This window comes from Reyranella sp. (assembly GCF_965228225.1).
Lineage (GTDB): Bacteria > Pseudomonadota > Alphaproteobacteria > Reyranellales > Reyranellaceae > Reyranella.
Map to the genome: position 1 here is coordinate 779,661 of NZ_OZ245801.1, position 14,822 is coordinate 794,482.

The 14,822-nt window shown below is 67.0% G+C and carries 14 protein-coding genes; 5 read left to right on the forward strand and 9 right to left on the reverse strand.

The window, feature by feature from the left end; genetic code table 11:
* Window positions 1–24 precede the first annotated feature (24 nt).
* The 3 genes from ACO07K_RS03685 to ACO07K_RS03695 form a co-directional block, all read right to left on the reverse strand.
* The gene (locus ACO07K_RS03685) at window positions 25–1,296 is read right to left on the reverse strand and encodes an MFS transporter (RefSeq protein ID WP_422034539.1); all 1,272 of its coding nucleotides are present in this window, start codon (window positions 1,294–1,296) and stop codon (window positions 25–27) included.
* 203 nt (window positions 1,297–1,499) lie between these two features.
* Entirely contained in the window at window positions 1,500–2,381 is an 882-nt protein-coding gene (locus tag ACO07K_RS03690; protein ID WP_422034540.1) for a hypothetical protein, read from the reverse strand.
* 72 nt (window positions 2,382–2,453) lie between these two features.
* Entirely contained in the window at window positions 2,454–2,966 is a 513-nt protein-coding gene (locus ACO07K_RS03695; protein WP_422034541.1) for a hypothetical protein, read from the reverse strand.
* A gap of 279 nt (window positions 2,967–3,245) precedes the next feature.
* On the opposite strand from ACO07K_RS03695, the gene ACO07K_RS03700 reads away from it, so the two are divergent.
* Entirely contained in the window at window positions 3,246–4,352 is a 1,107-nt protein-coding gene (locus ACO07K_RS03700) for an efflux RND transporter periplasmic adaptor subunit (RefSeq protein WP_422034542.1), read from the forward strand.
* Between the two features lie 4 nt (window positions 4,353–4,356).
* Window positions 4,357–7,515 carry an efflux RND transporter permease subunit gene (locus tag ACO07K_RS03705; protein WP_422034543.1) on the forward strand — a complete coding sequence of 1,053 codons (3,159 nt, stop codon included), beginning with the start codon at window positions 4,357–4,359 and terminating at the stop codon, window positions 7,513–7,515.
* 1 nt (window position 7,516) lies between these two features.
* Here ACO07K_RS03705 and ACO07K_RS03710 read toward each other — a convergent pair whose 3' ends face one another.
* Complete coding sequence (locus tag ACO07K_RS03710) at window positions 7,517–9,091, reverse strand: phospholipase D-like domain-containing protein (protein ID WP_422034544.1); 1,575 nt, start codon at window positions 9,089–9,091, stop codon at window positions 7,517–7,519.
* A gap of 49 nt (window positions 9,092–9,140) precedes the next feature.
* On the opposite strand from ACO07K_RS03710, the gene ACO07K_RS03715 reads away from it, so the two are divergent.
* On the forward strand, window positions 9,141–9,914 hold the full coding sequence (locus ACO07K_RS03715; RefSeq protein ID WP_422034545.1) for a potassium channel family protein: 774 nt from the start codon (window positions 9,141–9,143) through the stop codon (window positions 9,912–9,914).
* A gap of 166 nt (window positions 9,915–10,080) precedes the next feature.
* Here the strand turns inward: ACO07K_RS03715 and ACO07K_RS03720 are convergent, their stop codons facing one another.
* Entirely contained in the window at window positions 10,081–10,995 is a 915-nt protein-coding gene (locus ACO07K_RS03720) for a LysR substrate-binding domain-containing protein (RefSeq protein ID WP_422034546.1), read from the reverse strand.
* A gap of 145 nt (window positions 10,996–11,140) precedes the next feature.
* Between ACO07K_RS03720 and ACO07K_RS03725 the strand changes: the two genes are divergently transcribed.
* A complete protein-coding gene (locus ACO07K_RS03725; protein WP_422034547.1) occupies window positions 11,141–12,124 on the forward strand; it encodes a TerC family protein in 984 nt (327 codons plus the stop codon).
* 9 nt (window positions 12,125–12,133) lie between these two features.
* Here the strand turns inward: ACO07K_RS03725 and ACO07K_RS03730 are convergent, their stop codons facing one another.
* From ACO07K_RS03730 to ACO07K_RS03745, 4 genes are all read right to left on the reverse strand, one after another.
* Entirely contained in the window at window positions 12,134–12,670 is a 537-nt protein-coding gene (locus ACO07K_RS03730; protein WP_422034548.1) for a hypothetical protein, read from the reverse strand.
* A gap of 17 nt (window positions 12,671–12,687) precedes the next feature.
* Window positions 12,688–13,236, reverse strand: coding sequence for a hypothetical protein (locus tag ACO07K_RS03735; RefSeq protein WP_422034549.1), 549 nt, complete (start codon window positions 13,234–13,236; stop codon window positions 12,688–12,690).
* A gap of 119 nt (window positions 13,237–13,355) precedes the next feature.
* On the reverse strand, window positions 13,356–13,712 hold the full coding sequence (locus tag ACO07K_RS03740; RefSeq protein WP_422034550.1) for a type II toxin-antitoxin system PemK/MazF family toxin: 357 nt from the start codon (window positions 13,710–13,712) through the stop codon (window positions 13,356–13,358).
* Window positions 13,709–13,933, reverse strand: a complete 225-nt coding sequence (locus tag ACO07K_RS03745; protein WP_422034551.1) for an antitoxin MazE family protein — start codon at window positions 13,931–13,933, stop codon at window positions 13,709–13,711. The genes ACO07K_RS03740 and ACO07K_RS03745 overlap by 4 nt, the downstream gene beginning before the upstream one ends.
* Before the next feature lie 237 nt (window positions 13,934–14,170).
* On the opposite strand from ACO07K_RS03745, the gene ACO07K_RS03750 reads away from it, so the two are divergent.
* Window positions 14,171–14,791, forward strand: a complete 621-nt coding sequence (locus tag ACO07K_RS03750; RefSeq protein ID WP_422034552.1) for a hypothetical protein — start codon at window positions 14,171–14,173, stop codon at window positions 14,789–14,791.
* The last annotated feature ends 31 nt before the right edge of the window (window positions 14,792–14,822 follow it).

Sequence of the window (14,822 nt, forward strand, 5' to 3'; positions counted from 1 at the left end):
CGCAACCCGTTCCGATCGCACCGACTATTTGAGCGCCGCCTGCCGGGCACGCAGCTCGTCGCTGGGGCGGATGTCGCGGGAGCGGCCATAGACGGTGACGGCGATCAGCAGCACCACGACCATGAATCCGAACAGGGTGCGGTAGGCGTCCTCGGAGCGGGCGCCGTCGGGCAGGGGCGTGAAGGCGCCGACGATGACGCCCGACAGGGTCTGCATGCAGGCGACGCCCAGCATCACGCTGGTGTTCATGGTGGCGATGCCGCGGCCGATCAGCCGGTCGGGGAAGATGCCGCGGCCATGGGTCATCACCATGGTGCTGGAGGCGCTCAGGAAGCCGATGCCGACGATGGCGGCCATGGCGACCCAGAGCGGCGCCTTCGCCCAGAGGGCGAGGGTCGCCAGGATGGCGGCGATCAGCAGGGTGCCGGCGATGGCGATGCGCTTGCGCGTGTCGAACACCCGGTCGAGCGGGCTGATGGTCAGCATGCCGATCTGGTAGGCGATCACCGCAACCAGCAGCACGTTGCCGGACTCGACGCGCGTCAGCCCATGGACCTCCCGCAGGAACGGGCCGCCCCACAGGCCCTGCACGGTGAAGGTGCAGGCATAGTTGCAGAAATTGAGCGCGATGATGAACTTGATCTGCGGGTTCTTCAGCACCTCTCCCAGCCCCTGGATCATCTCGGCCGCCGTCTCCGGCGTGCGGGCGAGGAAAGGATGGCCGGGTGGCGCGTCGCGCACGATCACCCAGACGCCCAATGCCGCCAGGGCGGTGAAGGCGACCATCAGCCCGAACACGCCGCGCCAGCCGATCATCTCGGTGCCCCAGGCGAGCGGCGTGGTGGCGAGCAGGTTGCCCAGCAGGCCCACCGACAGAACGATTCCCGCCAACGTCGCGAAGCGGTCGGGCGGGAACCAGCGCGAGATCACCACCATGCTGCCGATCAGCATGACGCCGAAGCCGGCGCCCATCAGCGCCCGGCCCGCGAGCAGCTGCGGCCAGCCCGGTGCCAGGGTGAACAGCGCCGCGCCGAGCACGGCGACCCCCAGCATGCCGGTCACCGTGCGGCGTGGTCCGTAGCGGTCGAACAGGAAGCCACAGGGAATCTGCATGGCCGAGAAGCCGAAGAAGAACGCGCCCGTCAGCGCCCCCAGCGCCTCCGGTCCGATGCCGAGGTCGCGCATCAGGTCGAGCCCGATCGTGACGTTGGCCGCGCGGAAGAAATGGCTGGCGACATAGGCGGTCGCCAGGGTCGCCACGATGATGACGGCCTGCCGCCGGATGCCCCTACTCATGCCGGGCGACATCACGAAGCGTTTCCTCTGTCCATTCCCGCTTTCTCATCCGGCCCAGCCGGTGGCGCGTTGGTTCGTTGACCCAAGTGCTATCGATAGAGAAGGCGTATCGCAATTGCCGCGCGCATCGCCATTCCGCCCGCCGGATGCGGTTGCGGTATCCGGGCCAGCGGCCTCGGCAGCTCAAGCCGGCCGTTGGCTCTTCAAGGCACGTCGAGCAGACGCGCCGTGGCGACGGCGACGGTCTCGCGCCGGACGTTTTGGATGCTCAAGGACAGCGCACCCCCGGCCTTTCGATGGCCCTCGACGCTCAGCACGTCGTCGCGCTGGAGCATGCGGGTGAAGGTGGCGTCGAGGCTTCCGCGCGAGATCCAGTCATCGTCGCCGAAATTGTCCTGCGCGAAGCGCGACAGGTAGGCGAAGGACATCATCGCCGCCGGGATCGCGACGCGCACACCCAGCGCCTGCGCCAGATGATCGTGCGTGTGATAGTTCTCGGCCGGCAGGCTGAACAGGCGCGACTTCTCCAGCGACATTTCGATGCGACGGGGCGGAAGCCCGCTCGCGGACGTCGCGACAGGCGATGGAGAAGGCGCCGCCGCGCGCCGCACCTCTTCGCTGCGGATCGCGCAGCCATGATCATAGACGGCCAGCGCCTCGCCGTCGGCGTCGAAGAACGACGCGCGCATGACGATGAAGTCGCGCCCGCGCCGGCGGTATTTCTCCGTCACCGCGACGTCGGCTCGGATCGGCCGGCCGAGGCGGAACGGCCGCCGGAAGCGCACCGACGACTTGCCGTGCAGGAACGGCGTGCCGACCAGATGGCCATGGCGCTGCCGGAACAGCTCGAAGTGGCCGATCTCCCCCGGCGCACGCCGGTAGAAGCCGGATGGAAACCACATGTAAGTCGACAGGAACAGCGGATGCACGAGCGCGTCGGCGCGATCGCCCACCAGCCAGCCGGTCTGGTCCTCGACGGCGCAGGCGAACTTCCGCACCTGCTCGATCGCCGGGCTGAAGAAGGTCGAGCCCAGCTCTAGGGGAACGGGCAGATCGTCGAAGGTCGGGACGGCAATCTCGGTCATGGGGCCCCCGAACCCGTACTGGTTCGCGCCGTCCGACGCAAAGCGGACAATGAACTCGTGCTGCCCTTGGTCCTATTTGGGCTTCGGCTTGCACGCGGCCAATTCCTTGCGGCGTTCGGCGTCCTCGAATTCGTGCCGGTTTGCGGGGGTCCGATTGCACCAGTGAACGTGCTGAACCAGGTTCGAACTCCACCGCATCCCTTCGAAGACGCAATCCGACGCAAGCGACTGGGCCAGCTCGACCTGCGATCGTGACCTCGCCGCGTACTCTTTGCAGTTCATGATCGGAACAGCCCCGAAATCTCCCCGGCAGGTCACCAGGGCCTTGCGACGTTCGTCGTCTTCCCGGCCGCGGTCACGGGCGGATGCCGCTTTGCACCATGCCATATGGTCGGCCGGATCCACGCTCCAGCGCGAACCCGGGAAGTTGCATCCGGCCGCCATCTGAACCTGGCTCGTGGCCTTTGCCACGTAATCGGGGCAGCTTTCGATGGAGAGCGGGCCGAAGGAGCCTTGGGCGAGAACCGGCACGGCCGCCGACAGCGAGAGGGACGCGGCGCAGACCGCCAAAACCCTGTAGTTCATGTCATTCTCTCCACCGTCGCGCCGATAACGCCGCACCGTCAGTCGCGTTCCGTGGCGTCGGAGGGTCGCTGACCGTCCCCGGCGCGTCGTCGAGCCATCTGCCTCGTTGCAAAAGGTTATTGAATAAGTCATGCAGCCTCCGTGGCGTCGAAATATGGTTTGTGACGCCTCGAGGCCCGTTCATCGTCGGCTTCGACAAAGACTTGGAGTTGAGAGATGAGATTCGGGGCGCGCGGTTTTGGGCAGCTTTCCCTTGCTCTCGGTCGACGACTTGTCGGATTGCTTCCCGGTCTCCTTCTCCCACTCGCCTTCGCGCTGCCGGCCGGCGCCCAGACCAAAGCCACCGAGAATGCGCCGCCGGTCGTGCTGGTGCGGCCGGTCGAGGTGCGGACCCTGGCGCCGCAGTCCGAATATGTCGGCCGCCTCGCCGTGTTCGACAAGGTCGAGCTGCGCGCCCGCGTCAAGGGCGTGCTCGGCAGGCGTGAGTTCGCCGACGGCACCAAGGTGGCGGAAGGCCAGCTCCTGTTCACCATCGATCCGACGCCCTACCGCATCGCCGTCAACCAGAAGCGGGCGCTGCGCGATGGCGCCCAGGCGGCGCTGATCAATGCCGACGCGCAGCTCAAGCGGGCCGTCGAGCTGCTGCGCACCAACAACGTCTCGCAGGTTTCCTACGACCAGCGCCTCGCCGAGCAGCTGCAGTCCAAGGCCACGCTCGACGACGCCCAGGCGCAGCTCGACGATGCCGAGCTGCAGCTCTCCTATACGCAGATCACGGCGCCGATCGCCGGCCTGATCGGGCGCTCCAGCGTCTCGCCGGGAAATCTCGTCGGACCGGAATCGGGCGTTCTCGCCACCATCGTGAACGAGCGGCAGATCCGCGCCCTGTTCTCGGTCCCCCAGGCGGACCTGCTGAACGTGCGCCGCGACCTGCGCACGGGCGAGGCGCTGTCCGTCCGGCTGCGCCTCGCCGACGGCAAGCTCTACCCCGAGAAGGGCAAGGTCGACTTCATCGACGTCGCGGTCGATCCCACCACCGACGGACAGATGGCGCGCGCGGTGTTCGAGAATGCCGACGAGCTGCTGACCGACGGCCAGACGGTGCGGGTGATCGTCGAGGGCAACGAACCGGCCAAGGTGATGGTCGTGCCGCAGGCGGCCATGGCGATCGACCAGACCGGCCGCTACGTCTACGTCGTCGACGGCAAGGGCGTCGTCGAGCAGCGCCGCATCACCGTCGACTTCGTGCGCGACGGCATGATCGCCGTGACGGGCGGCCTCAAGGAGGGCGACCGGGTCATCGTGCAGGGCCAGCAGCGGGTGCGCGCGGGCATGGCGGTCGAGGCGCAGCCCGCGCCGGCCGCCGCCGGCCAGCCGAAGCGCTGATCCCATGGGCATCGCCGCCGTCTTCATCCGCCGTCCGCGGCTCGCCTTCGTCGTCTCCGCGATCATGGTCATCGCGGGCCTGCTGGCGCTGGGCAGCCTGCCGATCGCGCAATTCCCCAACATCGTGCCGCCGGAGGTCACCGTAACGACCAGCTATCCGGGCGCCTCGGCCCAGGTGGTCGAGGAGAGCGTGGCGCAGATCATCGAGCGCAACGTCAACGGCGTCGAGAACATGATCTCGATGAAGTCGACCTCGGGCAGCGACGGCAGCTACGCCCTCAGCGTCTACTTCAAGGTGGGCTCGAACCCGCAGGATCATACGGTCAACGTCAACAGCCGCATCAGCCGCGCCATGCCGCAGCTCCCCGACGAGGTGCAGCGCAACGGCGTGCTGGTCAAGAAACAGTCCTCGGCGCTGCTGCAGGTGGTCGCCGTCTATTCGCCCAAGGGCACCCGCGACGCGCTGTTCCTGTCGAACTTCGCCACCATCAACGTGATCGACGCCATGCAGCGCGTGCCGGGCGTCGGCTCGGCCGGCCTGTTCGGCGGGCTCGACTATGCCATGCGCGTGTGGCTCGACCTCGACCGCATGTCGAGCCTCGGCGTCACCTCGCAGGATGTCGTGGCGGCGATCGAGGCCAAGAACATGCAGGCGGCCGTCGGCCGCGTCGGCGCCGCGCCGCTGCTCGACGGCGTCGACTTCCAGATCAACATCACGGCCAAGGGCCGGCTCACCTCGCCTGAGGAGTTCGGCAACATCACCGTGCGCGCCAACCCGGACGGCGCGCTGCTGCGCATCCGCGACATCGGCCGGGTCGAGCTGGGCTCGGCCAATGCCGACGTCACCACGCGCTACAACGGCAAGCCGGCGGCCGGCATCAACATCTACCAGCTTGCGGGCGCCAACGCGCTGGCCACCGCCGAGGGCGTGCGCCAGGTGCTGAAGGAGGTCGAGGACCGGCTGCCCGAGGATGTCGCCCTGGAGGTGATGTACGACACGACGGTGTTCGTCGAGTCGACGATCAAGAGCGTGGTGAAGACGCTGATCGAGGCCTTCGTGCTGGTGGCCATCGTCGTCTTCCTGTTCCTGGGCAGCGTCCGCGCGACGTTGATTCCCATCATCGCCGTGCCGGTGGCGCTGATCGGCACCTTCGCGGTGATGCAGATGATGGGCTTCTCGCTCAACACCGTGTCGCTGCTGGCGCTGGTGCTGGCCATCGGCATCGTGGTCGACGACGCCATCGTCGTGGTCGAGGCAGTCGAGCACAAGCTGGAGAAAGAGCCGCATCTCACGCCGGCCGAGGCCACCGAACAAGCGATGGCCGAGGTCACGGGACCGATCATCGCCATCACCCTGGTGCTGCTCTCGGTGTTCATCCCGACGGCCTTCATGCCGGGCATCGCGGGCAAGCTCTACCAGCAGTTCGCGCTCACCATCTCGGTCGCCATGGTGATCTCGGCGGTCAACGCGCTGTCGCTGTCGCCGGCGCTGTGCGCCCTGCTGCTCACCCGTCGCGGCGCGCCGCGCGGCCTGATGGCCCGCATCCAGCGCGGCCTCGACGCCACCCGCAACGGCTACCTGAAGCTGGCGGCGCCGCTGATCCGGCGCGGCGTGCTGGCGGTCGGCCTGGTCGCCCTGTTCGCACTGGCGACCGGCGGACTGCTGCGGATCGTGCCCACCGGCTTCCTGCCCGAGGAGGACCAGTCCTCCTTCATGGCCGAGATCCAGCTGCCCGACGCCGCCTCGACCAGCCGCACGCTGGAGGCGGTGACCGAGGTCGAGGCCATGCTGACGGGCCAGCCGTGGCTGCAGAACTTCTTCACCGTCAGCGGCAACAGCCTGATCGACGGGCTGAACCTGCCCAACCGCGCCATGATGATCGTGTCGCTGAAGCCCTATGCCGAGCGGCCCGGTCACGACCTGTCGGCCTTTGCGGTGCTGGAGCGGCTCAACAAGGCGTTCCAGCGGGTGGCCGTGGCCAACATCTATGCCTTCAACCCGCCGCCGATCGCCGGGCTGGGCAACTCGTCGGGCTTCGAGTTCGAGGTCCAGAGCCTCACCGGCGCACCGCCGGAGGAACTCGTGGCGGTGGCGCGCGGCGTCATCAATGCCGCCCAGGCCGCGCCCGAGCTGGCCGGCGTCTTCACCACCTACAGCGCCTCGACGCCGCAGATCCGGCTCGAGCTCGACCGCGACCGTGCCGAGACGCTGGGCGTCGCCATTCCCGACATTTTCGCCGCCCTGCAGACCGCGATGGGCAGCCGCAACGTCAACAACTTCAACATGTTCGGCCGCACCTGGACGGTGCGCGTACAGGCCGACGCCATCGACCGCCGCACCGTCGAGGATGTGAACCGCGTGCGCGTGCGCTCGTCGAGCGGCACGCTGGTGCCGCTGCAGGCGATGGCGACGCTGGAGCTCACCACCGCGCCCGCCACCATCAACCGCTACAACAACCTGCGTTCGGTGACGCTGAACGGCGCACCGGCCGCGGGCTATTCCTCCGGCGAGGCGATCGCGGCGATGGAGCGGGTGGCGCGCGCCAGCCTGCCGCCGGGCTACGGCTTCCAGTGGGCGGGCACCGCACAGCAGGAAAAGGAGGCGGGCAGCCAGACCGGCTTCGTGCTCGCGCTCGCGGTGCTGTTCGCCTACCTGTTCCTGGTCGGCCTCTACGAGAGCCTGGCGCTGCCGGTGGCGGCGCTGCTGTCGGTGATCGTCGGCCTGTTCGGCGCGCTGGCCGCGCTGTGGCTGACCGGCCTCGCCAACAACATCTATGCCCAGATCGGCATCGTCGTGCTGATCGCGCTGGCGGCCAAGAACGCCATCCTGGTGATCGAAGTGGCGATGCACGAGCGGGCGGGCGGCAGCGACCCGGTGACGGCCGCCACCTCGGCCGCCGGCCAGCGTTTCCGCGCCGTGATGATGACCTCCTTCGCGTTCATCCTCGGCCTGGTGCCGCTGGTGATCGCCTCGGGCGCGGGCGCGGCGACCCAGCGCGCGGTCGGCACCGCCGTGTTCGGCGGCATGCTGGCGGCCTCCTGCCTCGGCATCTTCGTGATCCCGGGCCTCTACGTCGCCTTCGAGAAGATGCGGCGGACCGTGCCCGAGATGCTGCGCAAGCCGTTCGCCCGTGCCAAGCGGCCGGGCGGAGAGGCGGGCTGAATCAGCCCGGCATCAGCCGTTCCTTGATCCGGCCGGCGCGTTCGCCCAGGCGCCGCCGCAGGCCGCGCAGCAGGCCGCCGTTGCTCATGGCCTCGAACACGTCGTCGGGTCCTTCGGGATCGAGCACCTGGTTGTCGGCCAGCCACTTCTCGACCTCCTCGAGGTCGGGAATTTCGTAGGGGCGCAGCGAGCGGCCCTCGCCGCGCAGGTCCTCGACGGCGGCGATCAGCGAGCCCTTCGTCTCGATCGCGGCGGCAACCTCGTCGGCGGGGACTCCCAGATGTTCGGCGAGCAGGCTGTCGCGCAGGGAGCGGATCTGGTCCATGGCGCCGTCGTTGCCGGGATGGGCGGCATCGATCGTCACGTCGCATTCGGTGTCGAGACGCATCGAGCGGTTGTTCATGTTCGACGAGCCGACATGCAGCACTTCGTCGTCGACGATCGTCATCTTGGCGTGCACGTAGATCGGCTCGCCCTGCGCGGTGTAGGGATGATAGAGGCGCAAACGCCCGTGCCGGTCGAGCCGGTGCAGCGCCCCGTAGAGCCGGGCGCGGGCCGTATCCATGGCGACCGGCTCCAGCCAGCCCTGCGACCTGAAGGGATTGACCAGGACGATCTCCGGCCCGTCGGGCTCCTCCAGCCGGTGCGCGATCGCCTCGGCGATGCGGCGCGACGCGAAATACTGGCTCTCGGCATAGATGTAGCGCCGGGCGCGCGCGATCAGGGCGAGGTAGGTCGCCTCGATCTCGTGCACCGCCGCCTCGCCGTCGCCTTCCGGGCGCGAGCGGCAGATCGCAACGGAGATATCGCGGAACCCCGCGTCGAGCCCGTCGGGCCAGCAACCGCCGCCGCCCTCGACCGGCGCGAGTTCGGCGCCGCCGGCCTTCCGCCAGCGATGCCGCGACAGCTCGCCCAGCGCCGCCGCCACCGGGCCTTCCAGGATGGTGGTCGCGTCGTGCCACGGCGCGTAGGGGCTGCCGTCCGGGCCGACCCGGCGCGGATCGTCGTCGCGATGCTCCGGCGTGTCCCAGCGGTTGCTGGTCATGTCGATGCCGCCGCAGAAGGCCACGCAGTCGTCGATCACGACGATCTTGTGATGGTGCGACGCGCCCAGGGTCACCGCACTGTCCAGCCGCGTGTGGATGCGCGGGTGGGCCATCCAGCGCATCAGCGTGAAGATCGTCTTGCCGCGGAACAGGGTCTTCACCGCGCCCATGTTCCAGCGCAGCAGGAACACTTCCAGCTCGGGATTGCGCTTCACCAGCCACAGCACGAACTCGCCCAGCGTCTGCGGCTCGCCCGGCAGTCGCTCGTCGGAGAGCTCGATGCGGGCGTCGAAGTCCCAGCCAATCAGCATGATGCGCTTGCGGGCCTTGAGCATCGCCTGGCGGCCGACCTCGAAATAGGCCTTCGCATCGACGATCAGTCCGGCCCGCGTCGCGGTCTCCCGGCGCCAGTACGGGGCCGTCGTGTCGGTGCTCGCCGCGTCGGAGCTGTCGGTTTCCTTCATGGGCCCACGGTAGCGCATCTGGCGGTCGTTTGGGTGACGACGGGCCTGCGGCAGTGGCGGGGACATGGCGGACAGGCTCCGGTGCCCCGACGCCGGGGCCGTGGTATCTGGAGGCATGGCAACGACGGCATTGCGCGAAAAGTTCCAGGATCTCTATTTCGGCGACGGACCGGAAGCGCGACGGTTTCGTTACGGTCTCGTGGGCTTCGACCTCGCCACCATCGGCCTGTTCTTCGTCGCGCCCTTCGGCGGCCACCAGACGTGGATGATCGCCCTCGACCTCGCCCTCGGCATCCTGCTGTCGGTCGAGTTCGCGGCGCGGCTGTGGGTGCAGCGGCGGCCGCTGCGCCATCTCTTCAGCCTGTCCTCGGCGGCCGACCTGATCGTGATCCTGTCGCTGCTGCTGCCGGTCTTCATCGAGAACCTGGCCTTCCTGCGCATCGCCCGGGCGCTGCGCCTGCTGCGCTCCTACCACCTGCTGCGCGACCTGCGGCACGATTCCGAGTGGTTCCGGCGCAACGAGGACATCATCCAGCGCACGGTCAATCTCGGCGTCTTCATCTTCATCGTGACGTCGGTGGTCTACGTCACCCAGCACCACATCAATCCGCAGATCGCCAACTACGTCGACGCGCTCTACTTCACCATCACGACGCTCACCACCACGGGCTTCGGCGACATCACGCTGAAGACCCCGGGCGGCCGGCTGCTCGCGGTGATCATCATGGTGGTGGGCGTCGGCCTGTTCCTGCGCCTGCTGCAGGCCATCTTCCGGCCCAACAAGATCCGCTTCGAATGCCCCTCCTGCGCCCTGCTGGTGCACGACATCGACGCCGTCCACTGCAAGCATTGCGGCATCGTCCTGCAGATCCCGAACGAGGGGATTTAGAGCGAAGCACCCGTCGTCCCGACCGGAGCGAAGCGGAGTGGAGGGACCTTCTCTCCTCAGTCTGACAGCCTTTGGTGGAGAGGAGGTCTCTCCGCTTCGCGTGGAGTTTACCCCGAGGTACTCGAGGGGCGCTTCGGTCGAGACGACGGAAACTCGCTGGGATGCTCTACAGCGCCGGCCCCGCAAGAATGCTCCGCGCCTCCGCGGCGATCGTCTCGGCGATGGTGGCGTAGCTGTCGGCATAGGCCGAGCCGTCGCGCCACACCGCGGCGAGGGAGCGGCTGGCGCTCCAGCCGGCCATCGGGAGGCGGGTGACCATGTCGGCGCCGCCGACCTCCGAGCGCAGATAGAGTTCCGGCAGGATCGCGAAGCCCAGCCCCGAGCCGCACATCTGGCGCAGGCTGTCGAGGCTGGTGCCCTCATAGTCCTCGAGCAGCGTGGCCTTGAGGTCGTCGCAGATCTCGCGGGCCTGGCGGTGGGCATGGTGGCGACGGTCGAGGCTGAGGAAGCCGATGCCCGCCAGGTCGCCGCGGCGCACCTTGCCGGCGCGGCCGAGCGGATGCTCGGGCGGGCAGACGATGTGCAGCGGCTCGCGGAACAGCGGCTCGATGTGCAGGTCGCTGCCGGAGACGGGCAGGGGCGACAGCACCATGTCGAGCGCGCCCCGCGCCAGCTCGCGCACCTGCTCGTCGGGAATGCCCTCGCGGATGTAGAGCCGCAGGTCGGGGAACCGCCGGTGCAGCGAGGCCACGATGCGCGGCATCAGGTAGGGGCCGAGCGTCGGCGTGACGCCGAAGCGGATCGTGCCGGCGATGCCCGCTCGCGAACGCCGCACCATGTCCTCGGCATCCTTCACGTCGAGCAGGATGCGCCGCGCGCGCGTGACCAGGTCCCGGCCGATCGGCGTGAGCTGGACCGGGCTCTCGTTGCGCTCGACCAGGGTCACGCCCAGCCGCGCTTCCAGCGCCCGCACCTGCTGGCTGAGCGTGGGCTGGGCGATGTGCACGGCGTCGGCGGCCCGCCGGAAATTCCGGGTGTCGGCCAGGGCCACCAGATAGGAGAGCTGGCGCAGCGTGGTCATGGCGGGCTCCTGAGAGATGATAGTCCATGGCTATCAACTCTGGCCCATTCTTTCTATTTCTACAATCGACGGCCGCCGCCCATCTTCGCCCTCTCACCCGCAGAGGACGAACCGACATGCGCCGCCCCATCCTTCGGACTCCGGTATGACCGAGCTTCTGGTCCAGCCCTTCCTCGGCACGCCGGTCTGGTTCTGGCTGGCCTTCGTGACCCTGGTGGCGGCGCTGACCGCCTTCGACCTCGGCCTCCTGCACAAGGAGGACCGGGTGATGGGCATTGCTGAATCGCTGAAGCTCTCGGCCTTCTACATCTCGATCGCGCTGGCCTTCGGCGCCTGGGTCTGGGTCGAGAAGGGCGCCGAGCTGGGCATGCAGTACTACACCGGCTTCTTCATCGAGAAGGCGCTGTCGATCGATAATATCTTCGTCATCAGCCTGATCTTCACCTTCTTCGCCATCCCGGCCAAGTACCAGTACCGCGCGCTGCTCTGGGGCATCATCGGCGTCATCGTGCTGCGCGGCCTCATGATCGCGGCCGGCGCGGCGCTGGTCAGCGAGGCCTACTGGGTGCTCTACCTCTTCGCCGCCTTCCTGATCGTGACGGGCATAAAAATGTTCTTCACCAACGACCAGGAGCCGGACCTCGCCAACAACGCCGCCATCCGCTGGATCTCCACCCGCCTGCGCGTGACCAAGGAGCTGCACGGCGACCGCTTCTTCGTCTCCGCGCCCGACGAGCGCACCGGCCGCAGGGTCCTGGCCGCGACGCCGCTGTTCCTCGCCCTGGTGGTGATCAACCTCGCGGACCTGGTGTTTGCCGTGGACTCGGTGCCGGCGATCTTCGCCATCACCACCGACACGTTCGTGGTCTACACTTCGAACATCATGGCGGTGCTGGGCCTGCGCGCGCTCTACTTCGCGCTCTCGGCCATGATCGACCGCTTCCACTACCTGAAGCACGCGCTGGCCGCGGTGCTGGTCTTCATCGGCTCCAAGATCTTCGTCTCGGACTTCCTGCTGGACGACGCGAAGTTCCCGCCCGTCGCCAGCCTCGCCGTCACCATCGGCCTGATCGCCACCGGCATCGCCTGGTCGATGTGGAAGACGCGGGAGGGGGCGGCGCAGAGGTGAGGGGCAACCTCAGCGAGGTTCGCAGTCGCTGGTGTCCGCGCCGATGGCGGCAGCCCTTTGTCCTTGCACGAAGCAGCCCTTGTCCCACGTCCCCTCGAAGGTCTGGCGGCCGAGCGTGGCCTTCCCCACACCATCGGGACGGCCCTGCTTCCACTCGCCCTCGTAGCGACCCCCGTTGGCATAGGTGAGCGTGCCGCGTCCTTCCATCACGTCGTCGATGAAATCACCCTCGTAGCGGTTGCCTTTCACGATCGTCAGGGTGCCGCGGCCGTTGCGCATGCCGCGGCGCATTTCGCCCTCGTACCAGCTCACCACCGCGCCACTGCGGTACCAGTGCAGCATGCCCTTGCCCTCCGCGAGCCCGGCCACACAGGTACCCGACCAGAGGACGGTCTCGTTGAGTTGGGGGCAGATATTGGCGACTCGGCAGCCAGTGCGGTTGTCGGCGACCCAGCGCGGTGGCCCTCCCGGGCAATCCTTGGACTGAGCCAGCGCCGGCATTGCGGGAACGATGCCGACGGCCGCGACCAGGAGCAAGACCTGCACGTTTCGACGCGCCGCGCTCATCTGCGGGTCCCGCCGCACTCGGCAGCCGTCGCGATCAGCGCGATCATCGTGCCCTTGGCATCGATCTTCAGGCATCCGTTGGTCCAGTTACCTTTGTACACGGTGCCGCTGGCGCGGGTCAGGACGCCGTAGCCATGCGGCTTTCCGGCGTTGAACCCGCCCTCGTAGCGGTAGTTCGGGGTGACCATCACGACCTGCCCGCCGACCTGCCCGTCGCGCCACTCGCCCTCGATGGAGCCGTTCCCGAGCCGCATGATCCCGTGGCCATCGCTCTTGCCGGCCCTAAGGTTTCCTTCATAGGATTCGGTCTGCTTGCCGTCACGATACCAGACGCTGGTGCCGACACCGTTTGCGATGCCGTCAACGCACGCTCCCGACCAGATGACGGTCTCGTTGTGCTGCGGACAGAGGTTCCAGACCTTGCAGCCGGTGCGGCTGTCGATCTTCCAATCCGGCGGTCCGCCGGGGCATTTGGCCGTCTGCGCCAGTGCAGCGCTGCCCGGCACCAGACCGAGCACGACGAAAACAACCCAAACGAAATGCACGCCCCACTCCCCCGCCGGTCGGATTGCGACTGCGAATCCTTTGCGGGATACATGCTAGGGTGCGACGCGCTCTCTGTACATTCAGAGATTGTATGGGCCGCACATTTCGCGTCCGCTCGTCACTGCCCTTTTCTGCTGAGGCGTGGCGACACGGCGAGGCCGAGAAACACCATCGCCGCCTGGTTGAGCCGAAGCACGTCCTCGTCGTCGAGCCGCCCAATCTTCTCGCCGACTTTCGATCTCGGAACCGTGGTGATCTTGTCCACCATCAGCCGCGAAGGAGCGCGCAGACCGTTGCGCTCGTTCGGCTCGACGACAAGCCGGAACAACGGTGCCTCGCTGGAGTCAGTCGTGAAGGCACAGATCGTGATGGAATCGGTGGCGTCGAAGGTGTCATCCTGCACGATGACGACCGGTCTAGGCTTGCCCGCATAGTGCTTGCCGCCCGAGACGCTCCAGACTTCGCCGCGCTTCACTCGTCCTGCCAGTCCGAAACCGCGTCGATGAACGCCTGATCCTCGCGCGCGTGCGCACTCCGCGAGACGGCCAAGGACTGGCGATGCGCCTCTTTCCGGAACGAGGACGCCCGCACGTCCGGCACCCAGATCTGAATCGGCCGCAACCCCAGCGCCCGCAGTCGGTCGCGATGTTCCTGGACCTTCAACCGCGTAGACTTGGGGACTCTAACTGATGGCACGTTCAGCCTCCCATGCATGGTTACATGTAACGCAAGACCGAGATCGCGGCAAGACCAGGCTGTTACTAACCTAGGCTTATGCTGGTTCGTTGCACTCTCGGCGCATTGGTCGTCGCAAGTTTGTGCATGCAACTAGGAACAAGGTGTCCAATCGGCCATGCCTGAACGGTGATGGCATCAACGTATGGCTTGGCTCGGCAAGTCGGCTACTATTGAGCACGAAGCCTTGGGATCGATTTGGTCGACGTTCTCACACATTCGCGACGCGACCTGCGGCGCATTCAGGAAGAGACCCGCAAGGCGGCCAGCTATTTGGCCGTGTCGAGAGCGGTATTCCGTGTTCCTGGATTCGCATCGCGCTGGACCAATTCGGAATGCCAGTGGGCGATGGAATACAATCAGAAGGGCACCCATATGGCCTTCGCTGTAACCTTAGCTGCGACGTACGAAGAAAAATCGAGTGGCGACGTCATAAGTATTCCGAAGCTCATTAAGCGATTCCGGACCGCGCCTCTGTTAGAGGCCATCGCACGAGATCAGCATCGAACACATAGTGAGGTGGAGGCAGCTGCTCGAAAAGCCGTTCGTAAGTTTGAGCGGATCAAGGCATTGCCAATCTATGGCTCGCTACGAAAACTCCGGCACAATGTGATTGCCCACCATAACCGGGAGATTGACCGTCACGGGGCTACGCCACGCGCGTTGAACCGCTTGATGGTGGCGACGCTCGTTCTGGTCGATCGCATGTCTATTACGTTGAACGCGGAGACCACGGACACTCGCGACATTGTTGCATACGTTCGCGACACCGCGGTGAAGTTTTGGGATCGTGGGATGGACGGCGATCCAACGACTTAGACTTCTCAATCTATGCACGGAATGCCTGAGG

Coding starts and splice junctions, on each gene's coding strand:
- ACO07K_RS03695 (WP_422034541.1), bottom strand. CDS start 2,966: ATGAACTACAGGGTTTTGGCGGTCTGCGCCGCGTCCCTCTCGCTGTCG.
- ACO07K_RS03705 (WP_422034543.1), top strand. CDS start 4,357: ATGGGCATCGCCGCCGTCTTCATCCGCCGTCCGCGGCTCGCCTTCGTC.
- ACO07K_RS03710 (WP_422034544.1), bottom strand. CDS start 9,091: ATGTCCCCGCCACTGCCGCAGGCCCGTCGTCACCCAAACGACCGCCAG.
- ACO07K_RS03715 (WP_422034545.1), top strand. CDS start 9,141: ATGGCAACGACGGCATTGCGCGAAAAGTTCCAGGATCTCTATTTCGGC.
- ACO07K_RS03685 (WP_422034539.1), bottom strand. CDS start 1,296: ATGAGTAGGGGCATCCGGCGGCAGGCCGTCATCATCGTGGCGACCCTG.
- ACO07K_RS03690 (WP_422034540.1), bottom strand. CDS start 2,381: ATGACCGAGATTGCCGTCCCGACCTTCGACGATCTGCCCGTTCCCCTA.
- ACO07K_RS03720 (WP_422034546.1), bottom strand. CDS start 10,995: ATGACCACGCTGCGCCAGCTCTCCTATCTGGTGGCCCTGGCCGACACC.
- ACO07K_RS03725 (WP_422034547.1), top strand. CDS start 11,141: ATGACCGAGCTTCTGGTCCAGCCCTTCCTCGGCACGCCGGTCTGGTTC.